Source organism: Sphingopyxis sp., assembly GCF_050916055.1.
In the GTDB taxonomy this organism is placed as follows: Bacteria; Pseudomonadota; Alphaproteobacteria; order Sphingomonadales; family Sphingomonadaceae; genus Sphingopyxis.
In genome coordinates this window covers 865,814-885,029 of record NZ_CP051527.1, presented here as the reverse complement: position 1 = coordinate 885,029, position 19,216 = coordinate 865,814, and the positions used below count along the sequence as shown (strand labels likewise).

The 19,216-nt window shown below is 63.2% G+C and carries 21 protein-coding genes and 1 pseudogene; 12 read left to right on the top strand and 10 right to left on the bottom strand.

Features of this window, described 5'->3' with window-relative positions:
- Positions 1-51 precede the first annotated feature (51 nt).
- The 7 genes and pseudogenes from HEQ22_RS04430 to HEQ22_RS04400 form a co-directional block, all read right to left on the bottom strand.
- Positions 52-261: pseudogene (locus HEQ22_RS04430) on the bottom strand (HU family DNA-binding protein); the annotation flags it as partial.
- 45 nt (positions 262-306) lie between these two features.
- Complete coding sequence (gene gntA / locus HEQ22_RS04425; RefSeq protein WP_432769991.1) at positions 307-1,032, bottom strand: guanitoxin biosynthesis heme-dependent pre-guanitoxin N-hydroxylase GntA; 726 nt, start codon at positions 1,030-1,032, stop codon at positions 307-309.
- Positions 1,033-1,151: 119 nt separating this feature from the next.
- The gene (locus tag HEQ22_RS04420) at positions 1,152-3,761 is read right to left on the bottom strand and encodes a PAS domain S-box protein (protein WP_432769990.1); all 2,610 of its coding nucleotides are present in this window, start codon (positions 3,759-3,761) and stop codon (positions 1,152-1,154) included.
- 102 nt (positions 3,762-3,863) lie between these two features.
- Positions 3,864-4,346, bottom strand: coding sequence for a DUF421 domain-containing protein (locus HEQ22_RS04415; RefSeq protein WP_432769989.1), 483 nt, complete (start codon positions 4,344-4,346; stop codon positions 3,864-3,866).
- Entirely contained in the window at positions 4,346-4,780 is a 435-nt protein-coding gene (locus HEQ22_RS04410) for a hypothetical protein (protein ID WP_432769988.1), read from the bottom strand. The genes HEQ22_RS04415 and HEQ22_RS04410 overlap by 1 nt, the downstream gene beginning before the upstream one ends.
- A gap of 105 nt (positions 4,781-4,885) precedes the next feature.
- Positions 4,886-5,170 (bottom strand): hypothetical protein, encoded by a 285-nt coding sequence (locus HEQ22_RS04405; RefSeq protein WP_432769987.1) that lies wholly within the window; start codon positions 5,168-5,170, stop codon positions 4,886-4,888.
- Positions 5,171-5,292: 122 nt separating this feature from the next.
- The gene (locus tag HEQ22_RS04400) at positions 5,293-5,472 is read right to left on the bottom strand and encodes a DUF3606 domain-containing protein (protein WP_432769986.1); all 180 of its coding nucleotides are present in this window, start codon (positions 5,470-5,472) and stop codon (positions 5,293-5,295) included.
- An 87-nt stretch (positions 5,473-5,559) separates the two neighbouring features.
- Between HEQ22_RS04400 and HEQ22_RS04395 the strand changes: the two genes are divergently transcribed.
- Positions 5,560-5,970, top strand: coding sequence for a hypothetical protein (locus HEQ22_RS04395; protein ID WP_432769985.1), 411 nt, complete (start codon positions 5,560-5,562; stop codon positions 5,968-5,970).
- The gene (xth, locus tag HEQ22_RS04390) at positions 5,967-6,773 is read left to right on the top strand and encodes an exodeoxyribonuclease III (RefSeq protein ID WP_432769984.1); all 807 of its coding nucleotides are present in this window, start codon (positions 5,967-5,969) and stop codon (positions 6,771-6,773) included. The genes HEQ22_RS04395 and xth overlap by 4 nt, the downstream gene beginning before the upstream one ends.
- 409 nt (positions 6,774-7,182) lie before the next feature.
- Here the strand turns inward: xth and HEQ22_RS04385 are convergent, their stop codons facing one another.
- Positions 7,183-7,464, bottom strand: a complete 282-nt coding sequence (locus HEQ22_RS04385) for a hypothetical protein (RefSeq protein ID WP_432769983.1) — start codon at positions 7,462-7,464, stop codon at positions 7,183-7,185.
- 781 nt (positions 7,465-8,245) lie between these two features.
- Positions 8,246-9,016: an HAD-IIB family hydrolase gene (locus HEQ22_RS04380; RefSeq protein ID WP_432769982.1), complete on the bottom strand. Its 771-nt coding sequence runs from the start codon at positions 9,014-9,016 to the stop codon at positions 8,246-8,248.
- Positions 9,017-9,186: 170 nt separating this feature from the next.
- Here HEQ22_RS04380 and HEQ22_RS04375 point away from each other — a divergent pair, with 170 nt between their 5' ends.
- From HEQ22_RS04375 to HEQ22_RS04360, 4 genes are all read left to right on the top strand, one after another.
- Positions 9,187-10,305: a glycosidase gene (locus HEQ22_RS04375; RefSeq protein ID WP_432769981.1), complete on the top strand. Its 1,119-nt coding sequence runs from the start codon at positions 9,187-9,189 to the stop codon at positions 10,303-10,305.
- Positions 10,306-10,422: 117 nt separating this feature from the next.
- Entirely contained in the window at positions 10,423-12,651 is a 2,229-nt protein-coding gene (locus HEQ22_RS04370; protein WP_432769980.1) for a hypothetical protein, read from the top strand.
- A gap of 131 nt (positions 12,652-12,782) precedes the next feature.
- Positions 12,783-13,076, top strand: a complete 294-nt coding sequence (locus HEQ22_RS04365; RefSeq protein ID WP_432769979.1) for a hypothetical protein — start codon at positions 12,783-12,785, stop codon at positions 13,074-13,076.
- 11 nt (positions 13,077-13,087) lie between these two features.
- Complete coding sequence (locus HEQ22_RS04360; RefSeq protein ID WP_432769978.1) at positions 13,088-13,354, top strand: hypothetical protein; 267 nt, start codon at positions 13,088-13,090, stop codon at positions 13,352-13,354.
- A 72-nt stretch (positions 13,355-13,426) separates the two neighbouring features.
- Here HEQ22_RS04360 and HEQ22_RS04355 read toward each other — a convergent pair whose 3' ends face one another.
- A complete protein-coding gene (locus HEQ22_RS04355) occupies positions 13,427-13,597 on the bottom strand; it encodes a hypothetical protein (RefSeq protein WP_432769977.1) in 171 nt (56 codons plus the stop codon).
- Positions 13,598-13,818: 221 nt separating this feature from the next.
- On the opposite strand from HEQ22_RS04355, the gene HEQ22_RS04350 reads away from it, so the two are divergent.
- From HEQ22_RS04350 to HEQ22_RS04325, 6 genes are all read left to right on the top strand, one after another.
- Positions 13,819-14,574 (top strand): SDR family oxidoreductase, encoded by a 756-nt coding sequence (locus HEQ22_RS04350; protein WP_432769976.1) that lies wholly within the window; start codon positions 13,819-13,821, stop codon positions 14,572-14,574.
- Positions 14,575-14,613: 39 nt separating this feature from the next.
- Entirely contained in the window at positions 14,614-15,180 is a 567-nt protein-coding gene (locus tag HEQ22_RS04345; protein ID WP_432769975.1) for a hemerythrin domain-containing protein, read from the top strand.
- A 23-nt stretch (positions 15,181-15,203) separates the two neighbouring features.
- Positions 15,204-15,569: a hypothetical protein gene (locus tag HEQ22_RS04340; RefSeq protein ID WP_432769974.1), complete on the top strand. Its 366-nt coding sequence runs from the start codon at positions 15,204-15,206 to the stop codon at positions 15,567-15,569.
- Between the two features lie 495 nt (positions 15,570-16,064).
- Positions 16,065-16,625 (top strand): type 1 glutamine amidotransferase domain-containing protein, encoded by a 561-nt coding sequence (locus tag HEQ22_RS04335; RefSeq protein WP_432769973.1) that lies wholly within the window; start codon positions 16,065-16,067, stop codon positions 16,623-16,625.
- Between the two features lie 549 nt (positions 16,626-17,174).
- The gene (locus tag HEQ22_RS04330; RefSeq protein WP_432769972.1) at positions 17,175-18,038 is read left to right on the top strand and encodes a mechanosensitive ion channel family protein; all 864 of its coding nucleotides are present in this window, start codon (positions 17,175-17,177) and stop codon (positions 18,036-18,038) included.
- 516 nt (positions 18,039-18,554) lie between these two features.
- Entirely contained in the window at positions 18,555-19,052 is a 498-nt protein-coding gene (locus tag HEQ22_RS04325; RefSeq protein ID WP_432769971.1) for a hypothetical protein, read from the top strand.
- Positions 19,053-19,216 lie beyond the last annotated feature (164 nt).

Sequence of the window (19,216 nt, the reverse complement as noted above, 5' to 3'; positions counted from 1 at the left end):
GTCTGAAGCAGGCAATGCCCCGCCTGCACAGGTCGGCAGGGCAAGGAAAAATCAGCCGTTCAGGCGATCCTTGGCCGCCTTGGCCGGACCGAAGGTGAGCTTCTTCGCCGCCTTGATCTGGGTCGTTCGCCGGTCGAAGGATTTCGGCCTTCGCACGCCCGGGCAGCCTTCTCCTATACTTGCCGAAGCCGGCGACAGACACTTCTTCACCCCGGCGGCAGCGACGGAAATTGCTGCGAACAAGGCGTCGACTGAACGCCGAAAAGCGCAAAAAGTCGGCACCCGCTGGACGCCCGCGCGCGCGTCTCAGTCCGCCTCGCCGCGGGCCCGCAGTACGTCGGTCACTATCTCGCCGCCGCGTCTGCCCGAAAAGGGACAAATCCAATCAGCACTCACCGCCCGCCCGGAATATTGCCGCGCCTCGGATATGCTGCCGTGGCGCGCCAGCATCGGATTTGCGTCGCCAGCGAGCGCCACGTCGCGACGGATGATCGTGCCGCGCATCTTGTCGTACAAGCCCCTGGCCCGAAGCTGTTCGAACTGGTCGTGTAGATTGAATACGAGCGCCGGGCGCTCGAACCGCCGCGCGGGGCGGCTTGCGCGCGGATGGAGGCCGACAACGAAAAAGGCCTCGCCGCCGAAACTCAGCGAGAAATGTGGATCGTCCGGATCGGCGCTGACGCGGCGATCGAGCGGCTGGCCGTGCCAGGCGTCCTTGTGGGTCAGCGATTCGAGCCGCTCCCACAAACATGTTTCGAACGCTTCCTCATCGAAGCCGCTGTCTTCCTCAAATAGTACCGCGAGCGACTGGAACAACGTGGGCTCGCGGCTATAGGACCAGGCGAGGTCGAGCAGGGTCGGGTAAATGCGCAGGTCGTCCCAGGCCGAGCGCATGTCGCGCCCCACCATGATGCGAAGCTGGCTTTTCGCGAGCGCAGACTTCGCGCCAACGCAGGGAAATTCCTCATCCCTGATGAAGGCTTCGAACCGGCGCGCGAGCGGATGGTCATTGTCACAGGCAGGGGAAAGCATAGGCTAAAAACGGCGAAGCTCGGCGTCCAGTTGCACCGGATTAACCCAAGTTGTGACGATTCTGCAGCCGCACGCCGCTGCGGGTGCGGCTGCGACACGGAGTGACCACGCCAATCGCTTCAACCCATCGCCTGCGCCACGGCGCGCTCCAGATCCTTCTGCCCGAAGGGCTTGCCGAGGCGTTGCAAACCTTGCGTCACATCAGCGGGTGTTTCGCCATAGCCCGTGGCGAGAATAACCGGGAGGTCCGGGCGCTCGGCGCGCGCGGCGGCGATCAACTCGCTTCCGGTCATGCCGGGCATCGCCTGGTCGGTGATCAGGATCGCGATATCGGGATACCTACGCAACAGCTCCATTGCTTCCTCTCCGCCGCCCGCCTCGAGCACCTCGTGCCCCAAATCCTCGAGCAAGGCCGCGGTATTCATGAGGATGATCGAGTCGTCATCGACCACGAGAATGCGGCGCGTTGAGCGGGCGAGCGACTTCAAGGGTTCGGCTTCGGCCACGATGGCGCCGGCCGGGGCGTCGCTCAGCGGCAGCCAGATATGCGCGCTCGTGCCGCGCCCGATTTCACTTTCCATTTGCAGCGCTCCCCCGAGCTGTTGCGCAAAGCCATGCACCATCGACAGGCCAAGGCCGGTTCCCTTGCCGATGCCCTTGGTGGTGAAAAACGGGTCGGCGGCGCGAGCGAGCGTCTCGGCATCCATGCCTGCGCCATTGTCGGTGACCGAAAGGCGGACGTAGCGTCCGGGTGCGAGATCGGCGACCGCGCCGCGCGAGACGGTCTGCTCGTGCGCGGCGATCGCGATCGCGCCGCCGCCCGGCATCGCGTCGCGCGCATTGACCGCGAGGTTGAGGAGTGCCATTTCCAACTGGTTGACGTCGGCGGCAACCGCGGCGAGGTCGGCGGGAAAGCGCGTCTCGATGACGAATGCCGGTCCAAGCGCGCGCTGCAGCAATTCCATCATCCCGCCGACGAGCTGCGGCAGCGCCACCGCCTCGGTCGACAACTCCTGACGCCGAGCGAACGCGAGCATGCGTTGGGTCAACGCGGCGCCGCGATCGGTCGCCTCCAGGCAATTGTCGAGAAGCCTGAGAGCTTGCGATTCCAGGCCGGGGCGTTTGCGCAACAGCTCCAGGCCACTGCGGATCGCCATCAGCAGATTGTTGAAATCATGCGCGATGCCGCCGGTCAGCTGACCGATGGCTTCAAGCTTTCGCGACTGGAACAGGGCCTCGCGGGCAAGTTCGAGCTCTTGCTGTACCTCCTCGCGTTCCGAGATGTCGCGAGTGATTTTGGCAAAACCGATCAGTTCGCCGTCCTCGTCGTGGATGGCTTTGATTGCAACACTTGCACGGAAGCGCGTCCCATCCTTGCGAATCCGCCAGCCTTCGGCGACAAAGCGGCCTTCGCGCCGCGCAATTTCGAGCGCACGTTCGGGCTCCTGCGCACTACGGTCCACCTCTTGGTAAAAGGAAGAGAAATGGCGACCGATGATTTCCTCGGGGCGGTAGCCCTTGATCCTTTCGGCCCCCGCATTCCAGCTTGAGACACGTCCCTCGCCGTCGAGCATGTACATGGCATAGTCGGTCACACCCTCAACAAGCAGGCGGAATTGGGTCTGACTGCGCTCCAGCGCCGCCGTGCGGTCGGCAACGCGCGTCTCGAGCGTCTCGTTGAGGTCGCGCAGTCGTTCCGCAGTCTTGCGCAATTCCGCCTCGGCGCCAACGCGCTCGATATGGGCCCAGCTGCGGTCGGTTACGTCGCGGATAATTGCAAGCTCGTTGGCGCTCCAGACATGCGGATCGCGGTGATGGATTGCCATCAGCGCGGTTAGCCGTCCCTCCTTCACCAGCGGCATGCAAATTGTTGCACCGATGCCGATCTGCTGGAAAGTCGCGGCGGCCGCCGCTGGCAACTCGCTGCGATTGTCGTGAACGACGAGCGGCCGCCCCGCGTGCAGGTCGCGCACCGCGCGTTCGCCGAACGCCGAAAGTTGATAATGGCCGACGATCGAAGCCGACCCTTCGGCAGCCCAGTCGCCGCGGATCGTGAAGCCGTCGCCGTCCTCGTCCATGTCGGCATAGGCGCAGATCGAGACGCCCAACTCCTCGCCGACCATGTGGGTGGTCGTCGCCAAGATCTCGTCGGCGTCGGTGCTGATCATCGTGCGCCGACCCAGAGCGTCGAGGAAGCGCAGCCGCGCCTCACTTTCGCGCAGTGCGGTCGCCGCGCGGACCGCTTCTGTGGTCTCGACGACCACCGCAACGACGCCCGCGGGCGTACCGTGGTCGCCGAAGACTGGCGAATAGTCGAGGTTCATCCACACATCCTCAAGCCCCCCGCCGGTGCGGTCGAGCTGGAGGAGATGATCCTTGTACGCAAGCGTGCCGCCGGCAAGCCCAACCTTCATGACATTATCGTTGAAATCGGCGACCTCGGGCCACGCCTCGCGCACCGGCATGCCGAGAATATGCGGGTGATTGCCGCCGGCGAAGCGCGAATAGCCGTCATTGTAGATCATCGTACCCTCTTCGCCCCACAGCATGACAATGGGGACGGGCGAATAGATGACGAAGCCGACGATCGCCCGCAGGCTCTGCGACCAGGCCGCGATGGGACCGAGCGGCGTGTCGGCCCAGGCATGAGCGGCAATGCGACCGCCCATTTCGCCGTCGTGCCGAAGAAAATCCTTATCGCTACCGGCCCTTGCCAAACTGCTCAGCATGCACTGCGAACTCCCTGAAGACTTTTTGCAAACGACGTGGCGACCCCGACGGTTCCCAACGTCTCCGCTCGCCTACACGGCCACCGGGGAAAGGGTTGGAGATCAAACAACGCCCTCGTCATTGCGCCGCTGCTCACTGCACTCGTCGTCGCGCTTGATGAAGCTGATCTTGCCTTGCGGCTCGAGGATGGCCCAGGCGACGTGCGACAGACGGGCGATACCGGCTAGCCGCATTTCGGAGAGGATCTCGTCGCGGGTCAGCCGATCGCGGCGAAGATTGGCTGTCACGATTTCGCCGTCGCGGACGATAACGCGCGGCGCCCCGTCGAGCAAATCCTTCGTCTTGGGAAAGAGATAGGTCGTCCAGCTCAGCGTGAGCGCCCAGAATGCGAAGGTACAGATCGCGAGGAGCGCACCGGTCAGACTGAAATCATTGTGGGTGACGCCCTGCTGGATGAGGTCCCCCATGACGACAAGAAGCACCAGTTCGAAAGGGGTCATCTGACCCAGCTCGCGCTTTCCGAGCAACCGGATGAGCAAATAGAGCAGAGCGAACATCGCGGTCGCCCGCAGCACAATATCCATCAGGGCAAGACCCGAATGCGAAGCGGCTGGCGGCCGATCATCTCGCCGCCGTCATACAGGGCGATGGTGCCGCGGGTTCCAGCGAACAGCGGGGGATTGATCTGGCCATCGATCTTGACCCGGAGGGTGTCGCCCTCGGCCAGCGGACCATAGGCGAAATGGTAGGAGCCCGATTTGAACACTTCATCCGCGGGAGCGGGGATCATCGTATTGATTGTCATGTCGCGCCACAGGTCGGCGCTGACCGCGAGCGTGGCTTCGGCAAGCGGACGATCGGCCTGCACCTCGATCACTGTCTCGAAAAACTCCCCGTTGCGAATGAGCAGCGGGGTCCTGACCGAAAGACTGGCGCCATCGAACGCGGCGCGAGAAACCGGGTTGGGCTGCCCGCCTGCCAGGCCGACCAGCGCGCCGGCAAGGATCGCGGCGAGCACCAGAAAGGATATGGGACTGGCATGGCGGTCCCACAGACCTGCTTTGAGGCGGAGGCTATCGATGCCGTCGGGAGACCGGAGCTCGGCCATCGGACCAACGCGCCGTCAACGACCGCTGACGGCTTCGCCGTCGGCGCGCGCCTCGCCTTCACCTGCGACGCTTTGGTCGCCATCGGGATCGGCGCCGACCCAACCGCACCCTTCGCGGTCGGGAAAGGGGTCCCGCGTGCGATCGAGCGTGTCGCTCGGGCGCCGCGCCGCGCCCTTGGGCTGGTTTTCGGTCGAGATGTTGGGATTACGGGTCTGTTCGGTCGGGACCGTCCGCAGCTGGCGCGGGTCGTTCATCGTCTTCTCCTCATGCGTCGGATCGGCGCGGCGCCGATCAGCCATCGGAAATTGTTTTGTCGTCGATCGGAACGAGGTCATTCGGCAGCATGTGTCGGTCAGCCGAGAGAAGGTGCGCGTAACGCGTTCGCCCGGAGCGGTCGCGGCGTGATCAACAGCGCCCCACATCACCCAGCTTTAAGGTGATCGCGCACCTTATCCGCATTGTTGCCGACCGCGTCGATCGCGGCGCGAAGTTCGTCTTCGGTCACGCCGAGACTTTTCGTCCAGTCGCGAACCTCATAGTCTTCGCTAAGGCTGATGCGATTGCGATCAGGCAGTCCGCTGGTGTTTTTATCGTCGGCCATGATCTGCTCCTTTCTCTCGGCGCAACGCGCGTCGCGCGCGCGGGTTGCAGATGCGGAACGAAGGCCGGTGCTTTGTGTCTAGACGTTATGACTCGCGCGAGATCACCTACCAGTTCCGCGCCGCCCGCCCGCCACCGCGCGAGCGCAGCGGCTGCCGCCCCCTCCCCGCCAGCGAGGGATTTTGAGTGCGGCCTCGCGCCGGCGGTCGCGCCAAACGGCAACGACAATTGCTCCGCGGCGCTGCCCGAGGAACAGCGCAAGGGACGCATCTTTGTCGACTATCTGCGCAATCAGCACGGCGACACTGCTGTCTTGCCCTGTTTGGCGCCCACCCGGACGACAGCAGCGGTGGCGTCGCCGGCCGGCTGGAAAGCGATAGACACGATCAACGCGGCGGCGCATTTCCACCTCGCCGACAACGGAACCTCGCTCAAGCGTGCCGGGTCAAAGGCGCGCACCGAGTCTGGTTGCACCAACCAAGAGCTTGGCGCCCTATGAAGGTCGCAACCTATAATGTGAACGGCATCGGCGGCCGCCTGCCGATCCTGCTCAAATGGCTCGCGCTCGCCGCGCCCGATATCGTCGTGTTGCAGGAACTCAAGGCGCCGCAGGAGGCCTTCCCGCAGGCGGCGATCGAGGCGGCGGGATATCAGGCGATCTGGCAAGGCCAGAGTCGCTGGAACGGTGTCGCGCTGTTAAGCCGCGTCGGCGAGATTCACGAGACGCGGCGGGGCCTGCCGGGGGACCCCAAAGACGAGCAAAGCCGCTATATCGAGGCGGCGGTCGCCGGCATTCTCGTCGCCGGCCTCTATCTGCCCAACGGTAACCCCTGCTCCGGCCCCAAGTTCGACTATAAGCTCGCCTGGATGGAGCGGCTGCACACGCACTTGGCATCGCTCGTCGCCCTCAAGGCTCCGGTCGTCGTCGCCGGCGACTTCAACGTCATTCCCACCGCCGCTGACGTCTACAAACCCGCGCGCTGGAAGGACGACGCGCTGTTCGCGCCCGAGGCCAAGGCTGCCTATCAGCGCCTCCTCGAGCAAGGCTGGACCGACGCAATCCGCCATCTCCATCCCGAGGAGACGATCTACACTTTCTGGCATTATTGGCGCCGTAGCTACGAGCGCAACGCGGGCATCCGTATTGATCATCTGCTGCTCAACAAACTCGCCAGAAATCGCCTGACAGCCGCCGAAGTCGATCTACGCCCCCGCGGCTGGGAAAAAACGAGCGACCACGCACCGGTGTGGATCGAGCTTAGCGACGCTCCTGTCCGTAAAGCCAAAAAGAAAGCGTCATGAAGGTAGCCTAAGCCTTTTTTCCCGACGGGGTGGGCCAAGGATCCGACAAACCCGCGTCTGCCCGTGATGCTCAACCGCGGCGCGTGCGAAGCCGAAGGCGAAAAGACGGCCGACGGTTTCGAGAGGCTTTTCGCCGATCATGGCTGGCCGCCGCACTGGCGGAGCCCGGTACCATGCGTCCGCGCCCGAGGTGCCCCCGGCGTCGTCGCCTGCTTTCCGACGCTCGCGCTCAGCGGAACCGACGGCCCCGCGATTGCGCTCCACGTCGGCGACGGCTCCTGCTCCCGGTCGGCACCGGTCATTACCGCCTTGAAGGCAGCGAAGACTTCGCCGTGTGGCAGCTATCCCGACGGGATGGGGTGGGATATGTGCACCAGGCGCCCCCTAGGCCCGCGCCCGAATGAAAATCCTACCCCTGCCTCACCGCGATCCCTTCACCGGCCTTCCAGACCCCATCGGTGCGGACCGCGCCCGAGGTATTGCCGGCCGGCGCGGACTGGACCGTCCATAGCTGCGGCATATTCGCCTCCCTTTTCGCAAGCATGCGCTCGCCGTCCCAAAGCTCGACGTCGCCATCGCGCGCGTAAATTTCAGCGAGATGGAGCGCGTGGTCGCCATTGGCGGCATCGAGCGCGACGCGCTCGGTCACCGCATCATCGGCAGCGCGGATCATCAGATAGAAGCGGTGCATGGCATGCTCCACTATTGCGACCGGCGCCGCCGGGGCACGATGAGACTCGCGCGTTCTTCGGCAGCAGCGTGATTTTATGCAAAATCGGTCGTCCACTCAAGGGCGCGATCGAGCGCAAATGCACCTCCCGCCGGCATGTCCCCATGATAACCGCGAAATATTTTCGTGACGAGCGCGTCGCTTGGGAACCAAGTCGGCCTCCATAGCGTTTCTTGCATCTGATCATATGAAAATAGGGTCAGAATTTAAGTCCTGTCTTCGGACGGATTTTAGGAAAGCCCCGCCGCAGAAATGCGACGGGGCTTACCTTTTTCCCGCCACTGGAAAATCGTTGCCGACCCGCGGGGCGAGCAAGGCCGCGCTCTTGAAGACGCCGCCGACGCGGTTGCGTGCAGAACCGAGCGAGCAGGTGTCGTGACATAAAACCAGTGAAGACGCGGAACCAACCCTCGCCGTCGGTCGATTTAGAGGTCGGAAATTTCTGCGAACGGGGTTTGATCGTTGATGGAGATGGCAGATGTCATCCTGTTCGGCACATAGGATCTGGGCCGCCGCGAACGACGTCCGCCAGCGCTATGGCGACCGGGCCGAGAGCCTCGTCGAGCGACAAATCGGCTGGTCGCGTGCGCGGGCCGCGCAAGCGGAAATCGACTATTGGAGCGCCGTGAACGAGCGCCTTGCCCAAATGCGCGCGCCGGGCCCGAGCGCGCCGGGGGCAACCTCGATCGCGATCCCGAGACCGTAGCGGGGGTAAGCCGCATTTATCGGTAAAATCCTGTCCTCAATACCCGTCGCGAGTGCGATCAGGCTTTTGGCACGCGACAATCGCCGCGATGACCGCGAGGGTTTCCTGCGGGTCGCGAACCCGCACCGTATCGAGTCCGATCTGCTTGGCTGGATAGTCATTGCCGCCCGGGAAGATCGCGTCGCCGATGAATAGCATATCGCCAAGCGCGATGCCGCTTTCGTCGCGAAGCTTTTTGAGGCCATAGCCCTTGTCGACCCCTGCGCGCGTGATGTCGATCGAGGTCGCCCCGCCCATGTTGATCGACAGCCCCGGCAGGCGCTGGCGAAGGTCTGCCTGGATGATCTTGCGCTTGGCAAAGTCCGGATCCCAGATTTCCTTGGCATGGATCGGCGCCTGCTGGCCGAGCGCTGAAAAGGTGATCTGGCTGCCGCGATCCTCGATCCGCTCGCCCCACACTTCCTCGGGCACGAAACCCGTCGTGACGAGCGCCGCATCGAAGGCTTCGAGGATGGCGCGCTTCTCGGCGCCCTCGAACAATTCGGCATAGACGGGCTGCCAACCGCTTTCGCGGTGCGTGTAGAGCTTGGTCCCTGTCGTCGGCATCAGCCACAGTCGCGCGCGGTCGGCGCGCGCGGGGAGCCGACTTGCGACCTGCTTGTCGAACTGAGGCCAGTCGCCGCCCGAGATCACCGCGACGTCGGCGACGCCAAGCAGATCGGCCAACGCTTCGCCCATTTCGGGTTCGAGCGGCTGCTTGCTCTCGGCAAGCGTTCCATCGAGATCGAAGGCGACAAGCTGCTTCATGGGGGGAAGCTCCTTTGGAAAGTCAGAGGACGAAAGGCGGAAAGGCTTCTCAATCGATCGGGGCGCGCGATGGTTCCACCGCATGACGAGGCTCTCCGTCGCAGCGCACCGGAACGAAGGCACAGGCGGCGGCTTGATGGGAGCGAGAGAGTCGAGAAGGAGATGAAGATATGGGCTTTGCTATCGACCGGCTCGTGTTCGGCCCCGATGATGTCGATCTCGCCCGCTCGCCGCTTGCCGGCCATCTCGACGCCGATACCTATGTACTGGGCGCGTTCAACCCCGGGCTGACCCGGCTGGCCAACGGCAATCTCCTGATGCTGGTGCGTGTTGCCCAGGCGCTGCGGACTCCGATCCGCGACGGGCATGTCCACTGCATCCGCTGGGCTGACGGGCGCTACCGGCTCGATGCCTGGCCGCTTGCCTTGTGCGACACGGCCGACCCGCGCAAGTTCATGGTGCGCGGCGGGGCGTGGCGCGTGATGGCGCTCACGTCGCTCTCCTGGTTGCTGCCGGTCGAGCTCTCCTCCAACGGGCTCGCCATCGTCGCTGTCCATTATGATCGCGCCATTGCGCCGCAGGGCGATTTCCAATGCTATGGCGTCGAAGACGCACGGATCAGCCGGGTCGGCGAGCACTGGCTGATGACGAGCTGCTCGGTCAGCCCCGAACGGCATTCGACGACGCTCTACAGTTCGGACAATGGTCTCGACTGGCGCTTCGAAGATATCGTCCTCGATCACCAGAACAAGGATATGCTGATCTTCGAGGGACGCATCGACGGCCAATATTGGGCGCAGACGCGGCCGCTCGGCGATCTCTATTTCGCTTATCCCCCCGGCTCGCCGTGGCGCGCCGGGCCGTCGATCAACCTTGCGATTTCGCCCGACGCACGGCACTGGAAGCCGCACCGCACGCCCGGCATCCGCCCGCATGCCCACACGGTGGCGACGGCGCGGATCGGCGGTGGCACGCCGCCGATCCTCACCGACAAGGGCTGGCTGACGCTATGGCACGGGGTCGAGCCGAAGGAGATCGTCGGCATCTACCGGACTTACTGGTCGCTTCTCGATGCAAGGGATCCTGCCAGCGTCGTGGCAACCGATCATGAACCGCTGCTCGAGGCCGACCCCGAGCTCACGCGGCCGCTGGAAGACAAGCTGTACGTTCGTGACGTGGTCTTTACCACCGGCATCGCCGATGCCGGCGACCATTTCATTGTCGCCTCGGGCGAGGCCGATCTCGCGTGCCGTATCACCCATATTCCCAAGGCCGTCTTCGGCCTCTGAGGCTTGACGGCGACAATCGGATTAACCTCGATCAGGCTGCGGGAACAAACGCTGCAGCCGCGCTTTGGGAGAAAACGCGACTACCAAGAAAGAGACGTCTGACAGGGATAGCAAAGCATGACATCGAGCGCGCTTCAGGACGGCACCGCGCCGGTCACCCCCTATCTCCTTGCGCTCAGCGACGAGCTCGCGACGATGCGCGGGAAGGCGCTGGCGCTGTTCGGTACCGGCGACCTCGCCGCCGAGGTCCGTCAGCTTGGCGACGCACTCTGGCTGATCGTTCGCCGCCCCGGCCAGGGCGGGATCGCCCTTCGCGCCGCGGCGTGGGCAGGCGAGGCTCATGCGAAGGCGCTGCCCCCGAAGCCGGGCGAGATCGCGCGCATCGGCGTCACGAGCGGCCTCGGGGCGCATATCGTATCGGTAAAGACCGGCGCCCGGACGCTGCCCTATTTCCGGCTCGAGACCCGCTTCACCCCAAGCGCCCCGACGCGGCTGCCGTTCGTGCCGCGCGATCTCTACCCGCTCGACCGGCACGACGAGCCGCTCGGCACGCGCGGGCGCGTCCATGCCGTCCAGCGTGGGCTGAATGCGGGGCTGCTCTTCTTCCGGGTCGACGAGCCGGAGGCGGGCAGCTTTTTCTATTTCCAGAACCTGACCGCGCTCAACGCCTATTGCCGGGCGACCGGAACCACCCCCGAAAATGTCGTCGGCGGGGAATGGCCCGAGCTCGGTTTTCTGCTGCCGGCGCCGACACCGGCAGGCGAAGACGCCATCGTCCCGCTCGCCGCTGGCGAGGAGGTCGTCCTGTCCGATGCGATCCTGCTTTGCCGCCCCGACGCGCCCGCCGATGAGCGTGACTGCGCGCGGCATTTCCTGCAGCTGCTCGGCGGCGCCTACCAGCTTCTCGACCTGCCGCCGACCGAGTTCCGCGACTGGACCGACCGCGCGAAGCGGACGCTCCATGATCTCGACCAGGCGCCCGAGGCGACGATCCGCCATTATGGGCATCGCTATGTCCATCCCTACACCGCCGCCGAATATCCCGACATCATGGTGCAGATGTCGATCGTCCAGGCAATCCACGACTGGGGCAAATGGAATGGCGAGCCGCACCCGCTCGAGGCCGAGTTCAAGGCGGGTCTGAAAAAATTCTGGGATCCGAAGCTCAAAACGCTGCGGCGTTATTTGCCCAATGTCGGGCGCGACAAGGATGCCGACGCGGTCGACAGCTGGTATCTCTACCACCCGCTCCTCAACCTTGGCCGCCTCGCGCATGGCGGCGACATTCAGGCCAAGAGGTTGTTCCTGAAGTCGATGGATTATGCGATCAAGGCGGCGCGCCATTTCGATTATAAATGGCCGATCCAGTACAAAATTACCGACTTTTCAGTCATCACCGAGACCGCGGGCGCCGATGGACGGGGGCAGACCGACGTCGGGGGCGTCTATGCCTGGGTGATGCTGCAGGCGTTCGATCTCACCGACGACAAACGCTATCTCGACGAGGCGCGCGCGGCGATCGACGCGGCGATCGGGCTTGGCTTCGGGATCAATTACCAAGCCAATCTCACCGCATGGGGCGCTGCGGCATGCATGCGGCTCTGGCGGATCACCAACCGCGATGTCTACCGCGACCAGAGCTATGTCTATCTCGCGAGCTTCTTCCACAATTGCGAAATCTGGGAGAGCGAACTCGGTCATGCGGTTCATTATCGCAATTTCCTCGGCGTCACCTGCCTCCAGGACGCGCCCTATATGGCGGTCTATGAATGTTTCGACAGCTTCGCGGCGTTCGAACATTATCTCGACGACAGCGGCCCCGATCTCGAACCTGCAGCGAGGATGCTTATCGCCGAATATTGCCGATATGCGCTCGACCGCGCCTGGTACTATTATCCAGACGCGCTGCCGCGCGAGGCGATCGCCAAGGCGCAGCGCGAACCGAATGGCCATATCGACCACAAGCTCTCCTTCCCGCTCGAGGATCTCTATCCGGACGGGCAGGAAGCGGGCCAGGTCGGGCAGGAGATTTACGGCGCGGGCGCCGCGTTTGTGTTCGCGACCCGGTCGTTCCACAAGATCGAGGACGCGCCGTTTCTGCTCTATTGCGACCATTTCGTGCGCGCACGCGAGCGCACCGATACCCGGGCGCTGTCGATCACGCTCGATGGCGGCGAGACCTGCACTGCGCGTCTGAGCTTCGTGCGCGCGAAGCGCCGCAAGCTGCCGCGCACCCATGTTGCGACGGTCGATGGCGACGTACTACGCCCTCATGCAACAGGCGCGGACCGGATCGACTACCTCGTGCCCGCGAGCGGCCGCCTCGTGCTGCGCTGGGAGGCCTGACGATGAGGGGTTCCTTCACACCCGTGCGCGGCAGCCCATGCGGCAGGATGCAGCGAGCGACCGGCGTCCCCGGCATCGGCCACGCGATCTTCCATCATCGATTTTGTTGAAACGAAGAAAAGGAGACGATCATGGCGAGGACTGCAACCCGCGCAGACGCGGCAAGGACATCGGGGTTCAGCAAGCTCGTCGCCGCGGCGGTGCTCGGTGCGCTGTTCTGGTTCACGCGCAAGCCACACGGCGCGACGCCGAAGCAGGACGAGCATGCCACGGCCTTTGCCGACGCCGAGACCGAGGCCGAAAATTTCGACCAGACACGCTCGGCTGGGCCGGATGGCATGCGCTCGGAACCGGGCCGGGCGTGGGATCGCGTCGACCAGGCGGCCGACGAATCCTTCCCCGCCAGCGATCCGCCGGCCTACTGAGCGGCATGGCGATGATCGACCCGCAAGCAAGCCTGGTGAGCGAAGCCGCACCTATCCACACGGGCTGCGACCTGCTGCGCCGCACAGTTACTTATACGCTGCGCTACGACGAGGATGCGGTTGGCCTGCCTAAGCGGATCGAGTTCGAGGCGGACAGCCCAGCGGCCGCGCTCGAGATCGCGATGGGCGAAGCCGAAGGACGGCGGGCGCTGCTGCTCGCCGACGGCGCGCCGCTCTGTCAGCTGGTGAAAGCCGCCTGCGACTCCGCACCCTATTAGATCATCGCGCGCGGCGGCACGGGTAATGGGTCTGGCGACAGCGCGGCCTAGGAGATGCGCGCCGCCGACCGATCAGCCGCCTTCGCGTGCCTTCGCCTCCCGGTCCTCCTCTTCGCGCCGCAGGCGCGTGGCCTCCTCAGTCCGCCGGATTTCGGCACGCGAGCGGCGGTTGTGGAGCATCGCCCAGCCAAGAACGAGGGCAAAGAGGATCGGTCCGATGACGGTAATCAGTGTCCATTCCATGACGTCTCTCCTTGTCAGATCGTGATGCAGCACCAACGAACGAGCATTGCGATAGCTGCCGACACCGCATGCACACCGCGCCCGAAATATTTTTTTCCGTATCCGCTGCTGCCACGGAACTGTGACCAGTAGCAGGCGTCAGTGGAGTAAGGGGAGCGGGCACCGCGGCTCTCCGCATACCCGCCCCGTCTGCTTCCCGCCCGATGACGAGAGGACGCATAATGATCGATGAAGGTGACGCCCACACCCACGCCCCTGACCTTAAGGGTCGCCGCGCTATCGTCACCGGCGGGACCACCGGGATCGGCCGCGCGATTGCGGTGCCGCTCGCAAGCGAGGGTGTGAAGGTTTTCGTCTGCGGGCGGACGACCGAACATCTGGACGATGCCTTGCAGCGCATCGCCGAGGTCGGCGACGGCGACGGCATCAATGTGGACCTCTCGATTGCCGAAGATATCGACCGCTTCTTCGAAGCAGCAGCGGCCTTCCTTGGCGGCATCGATATTGCGGTAATCAACGCCGCGGTGCCCGCGGCGGCACTGGCCGACGCGGGCGAGAGCGAGGCGCGCTACCAGCTCGAAACCGATTTCAGCGCCTATCTCATCTGCGCGCAGGAAGCGGCGCGGCGCATGGCAGGCGGCAGCGACATGATCTTCATCGGCTCGATGTCGGCGGTATCGCAAAAGCCGGGCAGCTCGATCTATGTCGCCGCTAAGGCCGGCATCCAAGGTTTTGTGCCGGCGTTCCGCAAGGAGCTTGCCGAAGCAGACATCAAAGTCGGGCTCATCGAGCCGGGCTTCACCGGTGCCGACTTTCAATATCCGGAGTTTCCGCCCGAGAAGCAGAAAGCGCTGATCAACGCGGACAAAATGCTGCGCGCCGAGGATATCGCGGTGGCGGCGCATTTCATGCTGACGCAGCCGCGGCGTACTGCGGTCTCGCTGATCCGCGTCGAGACGCGGCTCGAACACCCCTGACGCACAACTCCTCACGTACAACCAGCCAAGGAGACGATCATGGCAACCCACATTTTGACCAGTAACAAGGGCCCCGCCTTTCTACTCGGCGCCGCGGCGGCGGGCTTCGTCGTCGGCCTCGCCGCCAATTTTGGCCGCAAGGCCGTGGTCCAGGGGATCACCGCCGCGCAGGGCGAATGGGACGAGGGCCTCAAGGCCGAGCACCGGCTGACGCTGCGGCTCTTCGATGCGGTCGAGAAGACCGATGCGACGCAGACGTGGAAGCGCGGCATGCTGCTCACGCAGCTCAAGCATGCACTCAGCAAACACGCGTTCGAGGAAGAGAACGTCGTCTATCCGGCGATCCGCGATCATGGCCAGGTCGAAGAGGCCGACCAACTCGTTCACGACCATGGCTATGTGAAGCAATATCTCCATGACCTCAGCGAGATGGCAAAGGACGATCCGGCATGGATCGTAAAGGTCCGCGCATTTCGCGCCGATATCGAGTCGCATATCGAGCAGGAAGAAGCGGAGCTTTTTCCGCGTCTGCGCGCCGCGCTTGGCGCCGAAGGCAACAAGCATGTCACTGCCGAGATGAACAAGGCCGGGTTCGCGGCCGCCTGACCCCAGAGAAAAGGATATAGATCATGAGCGACACCACTCCCCGCGGCCCGCTTGGCGATGCCCGCCCCGACCAGGAACCGCGCGCCCCGACTCCCGGCGCGCGCAAGCAGGAGAAGGTCGAGGACCGCGCCAATGTCGGCACCGCGACGCCGACAGATTACCCCCAAACCGACCGTGAGGACGGCGATGTGACCGCCGCGCACAACCGCGGCACGAGAGCGAACAAGCAGGGCAGCGGCCCCGTCACAGGCAGCGGCGCGGGCGCGGGGGCCGGCGGCAACCCTGAGGATTACGACGATGACGTGCAGGCGGGCGGCGGCCATCAGACAATCCGCACCGATCAGGGCCCGAAAACCGGCGCCGACGCCCCGATTGGCGGCAGCCGGTAGAGCAAGCCTTACCCGAGACATCGCGGATGTGTAGCCGTCCCACGCCAGCGTTGTTGTCGTCTGAGCCTTGCCGACAATCGGCTGCACATGGGCCTGCGCTGCGGGGATCGGGACGTACCTCCGCCCAAACGCAGATCACCTTCGTTCTGAGGTCGTTAATGGCGCCGCTCTTGTTCGTAACTTTGACGAGGCCGAGTGAGACCAAGCCTTCCACTTGAGGCAATGCCGAGGACCCTTCGCGCCGCGAGGCGGAGGAAGGGGTACGCCTGTTGCGCGCATCTTGGCGTTCCAAGGCAACTTGCACGCGACGAATTTGCCGTCGTCGAGGAAGATCATCTGATTGTTTCGCCTCGGTGACAAAATAGGCGGGCCGGACTTCGGCTGTGCGATGTAAAGCAAAACGATGAACAGGCATCTCAATCCGCCCGTTTGCTCACCCATAAGCAACATTTGGGATCACCGGCGCATTGTTCGGATATCAAAAGGAGATACCATATGGCCGACCTCACCCCCCTCGCCTCACGCCGCATTCTGATCATGGCAACCGATGGCTTTGAACAGTCCGAATTGGAAGTGCCGCTTGAGCGACTGCAGGACGCCGGGGCCGACATTGATATTGCGTCGCTTAAAATGGGCGAAATCACCGGTTGGGACGCGGATGACTGGGGAGATTCCATTGAGGTCGATCTCAAAATCGAAGATGCAAAGGCGGCCGATTACGACGCGCTCGTCCTTCCCGGCGGCCAGATCAACCCGGACCTGCTGCGCGTCGAAGCAAGCGCTATCGCGCTGATCCGCGATTTTGCATCAGCAGGAAAGCCGGTCGCCGCGATCTGTCACGCGCCGTGGCTGCTGATCGAGGCGGGACTCGCGCCGGGACGACGCATGACCAGCTATAAGTCGATCCGTACCGACGTCGCCAATGCTGGCGCTCAAGTGGTCGACGAAGCCGTCGTTCGTGACGCGAACCTGATCACCAGCCGGTGTCCTGACGACCTTCCCGCATTCTGCGACGCAATCATCGAGGCTCTCGTCGATACGAAAGCAGCGGCATAAGCCAGGCTAGGAACAAAGGCTGGCAAAGCTCTTGGTCGCCCGTTTTCGCGCCAAGACGAAGGCGGCAGCCACGAGTGTTCGCGCTTGCCGATGGCAAGGGCGATAAGATGGATCGCGGCACCTGCCATCGTGAGGATGAGGGCGTAGGCGATGAGTGTTCTGGGTTCGATGACACGTACTCCAGTTCGATTGAACCGAGACCCGGCGCTGATACGCCCTCGTGCAAAATAGATTCAGCGACGGCATTCCTACATTTCGTTCGTGCGTGACGGTAACGGGATGAGCCATGAGCCAAACTGGCAAGATCCCGCGGAAGCGGCCAATTACTGGCTGCTATCGGCTGCTGTCGCCGGAGCCGTCGTTGCGGGGCTGATTTCCGCCGCTCCTATCTCACCGGCTGAGCAGTGGGTTTGCAAACTACATAAAGGTCACGAAAGTGATCAAGGCATTCGACCATCTGGCGCGAAATAGCCTGAAAATGGGCCATGGCGTCGGTGCAACTGCCGGGCGCCCCGCCACGTTTCAGTCCATCTTACCGGGAGACGTCGCATGAATATGGATATTCGGGCTGAGGAACTCATCACATGGATCGCACGCATCGGCTCGGCGGCGTTCATTCTCGTTGTTGGTCTTTGGCTCGCCTTCTTCTTGTCGAGGCTTGCGCGCAGAAAAGCGCTCGAAAATCCACGCGTCGACGCAACGCTGGCCACTTTTCTGTCGGTCATGATCCGATATGCCCTGATAATCCTCGTGATCATCATCGTGCTGCAGCAGTTCGGGGTACAGACGACGAGCCTCGTCGCGGTCCTCGGCGCCAGCGCCCTAGCAATTGGCCTCGCACTTCAGGGCACGCTCACTAACGTCGCTTCGGGCATCATGCTCGCGATCATTCGCCCTTACCACATCGGCGATTTCGTCGAGATAAACGGGCGCGAAGGCAATGTGATAGACCTCGACCTGTTCTTCACACGGCTGCGCTCGCCGGATGAGCAGGTTATTTTGGTGCCGAATGGCCAGGTGACCGCCAATCCAATCGTAAATCACACCCAGAAAGGCCGACGGCGCTGCGTCATCACGATCGGGATCGGCTATGAGGATGATATCGACCAAGCTCTGACCGTTATGAAGAATATCATGGCGGGAGACCCTCGGGCCATAAACGAACCGCCACCATGGTTCCGGCTCAAAGATCTGGGGGACTACTCGGTCAATCTCCAAGGGAGAGCTTGGGTGCCCGCCGAACAGCATGGTCGATACAAGTCCGAGATGACTAAACTCATCAAGGAAGCGTTCGATCGCGAAGGTATCGACATGCCCTATCCGCATGCTGTCGAAATGAGCAAAGGCGAAATAGAACGGAGAGACCCACCGATAAAGCCTGCGCCCAACCGGGCAGAGTCGATTTCCGAATAAATGAGTGCCCCCGTCGGCCGAAGGTCGCTGAGGAGAAATCGCACTTTGACAAAGACGTTTGGGAAGAAGTTCGCCAAGCCGAACGCCTATTTGGCGAGGAACCGGAAGATCGAATTGCTGACCTTCTTCTTAAACTGATTTTTAGCAGGAAACCTTGAAACAGCATCCTTCTGGTCTGCTGTCGCTGACCGGTTGAAAGAAAGGCGCGCTAGCAAGCTGCCAAATTCGTCCATCCTTCCAATGCTTCTGAATACGAACAAAGGCGGTCGAAGGACGTAGGTTTGGGCGGTGCCAAAACTCGATGGTTGCCGCCTGATTGCCGGCTTTGTCCGCCGATTTCACTGACGCCGCCGTGGGACGTCGGCGCCAGCTTGGTCTCTTTGATGACGCAATGGCGTCGGCGCTAGCGACTTTCATCCCTGTCGCCTGAGCAACGATGATGCAGCCTTTGGGCCAGCTATGCGTAACGACTGAAATTCCGGCGAGATCGACCGGAAGTTTGGAGAGAACGCCGATATGGCTAATCTTGCGCACACACCCGTCGGCGAATGCAGTAAAGCACTTTCCAACATCGCAACCGCGCGGGAGCAGCGCAATCGATCTGATGAGATCGCCGACTGGGTGATGACCAACATATGTTGGACGATCGCCGTCCCGGACTGTGCCGACTTTCACGACCGATGGCCGCTGCTGGGTCGCAGCGAACTTGTTGCTGTCGAGGAAGAACTGCAACGGCGCGCAAGCGCAGTGAACGCTCCCGATGCCGATCTCGACGCGATCGCAGCAAAGCTGGCAGGTCGCCCGAGCTTCTGGACCGCGGCGGCCGACTGGGTCTCTCTAAATCCGCTCGGCTCCATTACTGATGCAGAGTTCGTTCGTCTTTTTGGTCAACTGTCGCGAGCCGAACTTCTCCTCGCTGCCATCGAGCACAAGCGGCGCGCGTTGGTCGGGTGCAACGGAACGGGGGCTACGGCGAGTCCGGCAATCTCGGTGCTTCGTCTTGTCGCTGACTGAATATGCCAGTTGAAACCATGACCGATCGCAAATTAGCGGGAATGATAGCAAACCGCAGCGGCGCGCCGCGCAGCGAGCGAGCGTGTCCGCGACCGCGCGGCTCCGCGAAGCCGGTCGTACGCCTTTTGAAGTGACCCTGTCTGATTTCTCCGCCACAGGTCTCC

Excerpts from the sequence above, each read along its gene's own strand:
- HEQ22_RS04395 (WP_432769985.1), top strand. The coding sequence starts at position 5,560 with ATGACTCGCGCGAGATCACCTACCAGTTCCGCGCCGCCCGCCCGCCAC.
- HEQ22_RS04420 (WP_432769990.1), bottom strand. The coding sequence starts at position 3,761 with ATGCTGAGCAGTTTGGCAAGGGCCGGTAGCGATAAGGATTTTCTTCGG.
- HEQ22_RS04375 (WP_432769981.1), top strand. The coding sequence starts at position 9,187 with ATGGGCTTTGCTATCGACCGGCTCGTGTTCGGCCCCGATGATGTCGAT.
- HEQ22_RS04335 (WP_432769973.1), top strand. The coding sequence starts at position 16,065 with ATGGCCGACCTCACCCCCCTCGCCTCACGCCGCATTCTGATCATGGCA.
- HEQ22_RS04370 (WP_432769980.1), top strand. The coding sequence starts at position 10,423 with ATGACATCGAGCGCGCTTCAGGACGGCACCGCGCCGGTCACCCCCTAT.
- HEQ22_RS04400 (WP_432769986.1), bottom strand. The coding sequence starts at position 5,472 with ATGGCCGACGATAAAAACACCAGCGGACTGCCTGATCGCAATCGCATC.
- HEQ22_RS04330 (WP_432769972.1), top strand. The coding sequence starts at position 17,175 with ATGAATATGGATATTCGGGCTGAGGAACTCATCACATGGATCGCACGC.
- HEQ22_RS04415 (WP_432769989.1), bottom strand. The coding sequence starts at position 4,346 with ATGGATATTGTGCTGCGGGCGACCGCGATGTTCGCTCTGCTCTATTTG.
- HEQ22_RS04340 (WP_432769974.1), top strand. The coding sequence starts at position 15,204 with ATGAGCGACACCACTCCCCGCGGCCCGCTTGGCGATGCCCGCCCCGAC.
- xth (WP_432769984.1), top strand. The coding sequence starts at position 5,967 with ATGAAGGTCGCAACCTATAATGTGAACGGCATCGGCGGCCGCCTGCCG.
- HEQ22_RS04365 (WP_432769979.1), top strand. The coding sequence starts at position 12,783 with ATGGCGAGGACTGCAACCCGCGCAGACGCGGCAAGGACATCGGGGTTC.
- HEQ22_RS04345 (WP_432769975.1), top strand. The coding sequence starts at position 14,614 with ATGGCAACCCACATTTTGACCAGTAACAAGGGCCCCGCCTTTCTACTC.
- HEQ22_RS04360 (WP_432769978.1), top strand. The coding sequence starts at position 13,088 with ATGATCGACCCGCAAGCAAGCCTGGTGAGCGAAGCCGCACCTATCCAC.
- HEQ22_RS04355 (WP_432769977.1), bottom strand. The coding sequence starts at position 13,597 with ATGGAATGGACACTGATTACCGTCATCGGACCGATCCTCTTTGCCCTC.
- gntA (WP_432769991.1), bottom strand. The coding sequence starts at position 1,032 with ATGCTTTCCCCTGCCTGTGACAATGACCATCCGCTCGCGCGCCGGTTC.
- HEQ22_RS04325 (WP_432769971.1), top strand. The coding sequence starts at position 18,555 with ATGGCTAATCTTGCGCACACACCCGTCGGCGAATGCAGTAAAGCACTT.
- HEQ22_RS04350 (WP_432769976.1), top strand. The coding sequence starts at position 13,819 with ATGATCGATGAAGGTGACGCCCACACCCACGCCCCTGACCTTAAGGGT.
- HEQ22_RS04380 (WP_432769982.1), bottom strand. The coding sequence starts at position 9,016 with ATGAAGCAGCTTGTCGCCTTCGATCTCGATGGAACGCTTGCCGAGAGC.
- HEQ22_RS04405 (WP_432769987.1), bottom strand. The coding sequence starts at position 5,170 with ATGGCTGATCGGCGCCGCGCCGATCCGACGCATGAGGAGAAGACGATG.
- HEQ22_RS04385 (WP_432769983.1), bottom strand. The coding sequence starts at position 7,464 with ATGCACCGCTTCTATCTGATGATCCGCGCTGCCGATGATGCGGTGACC.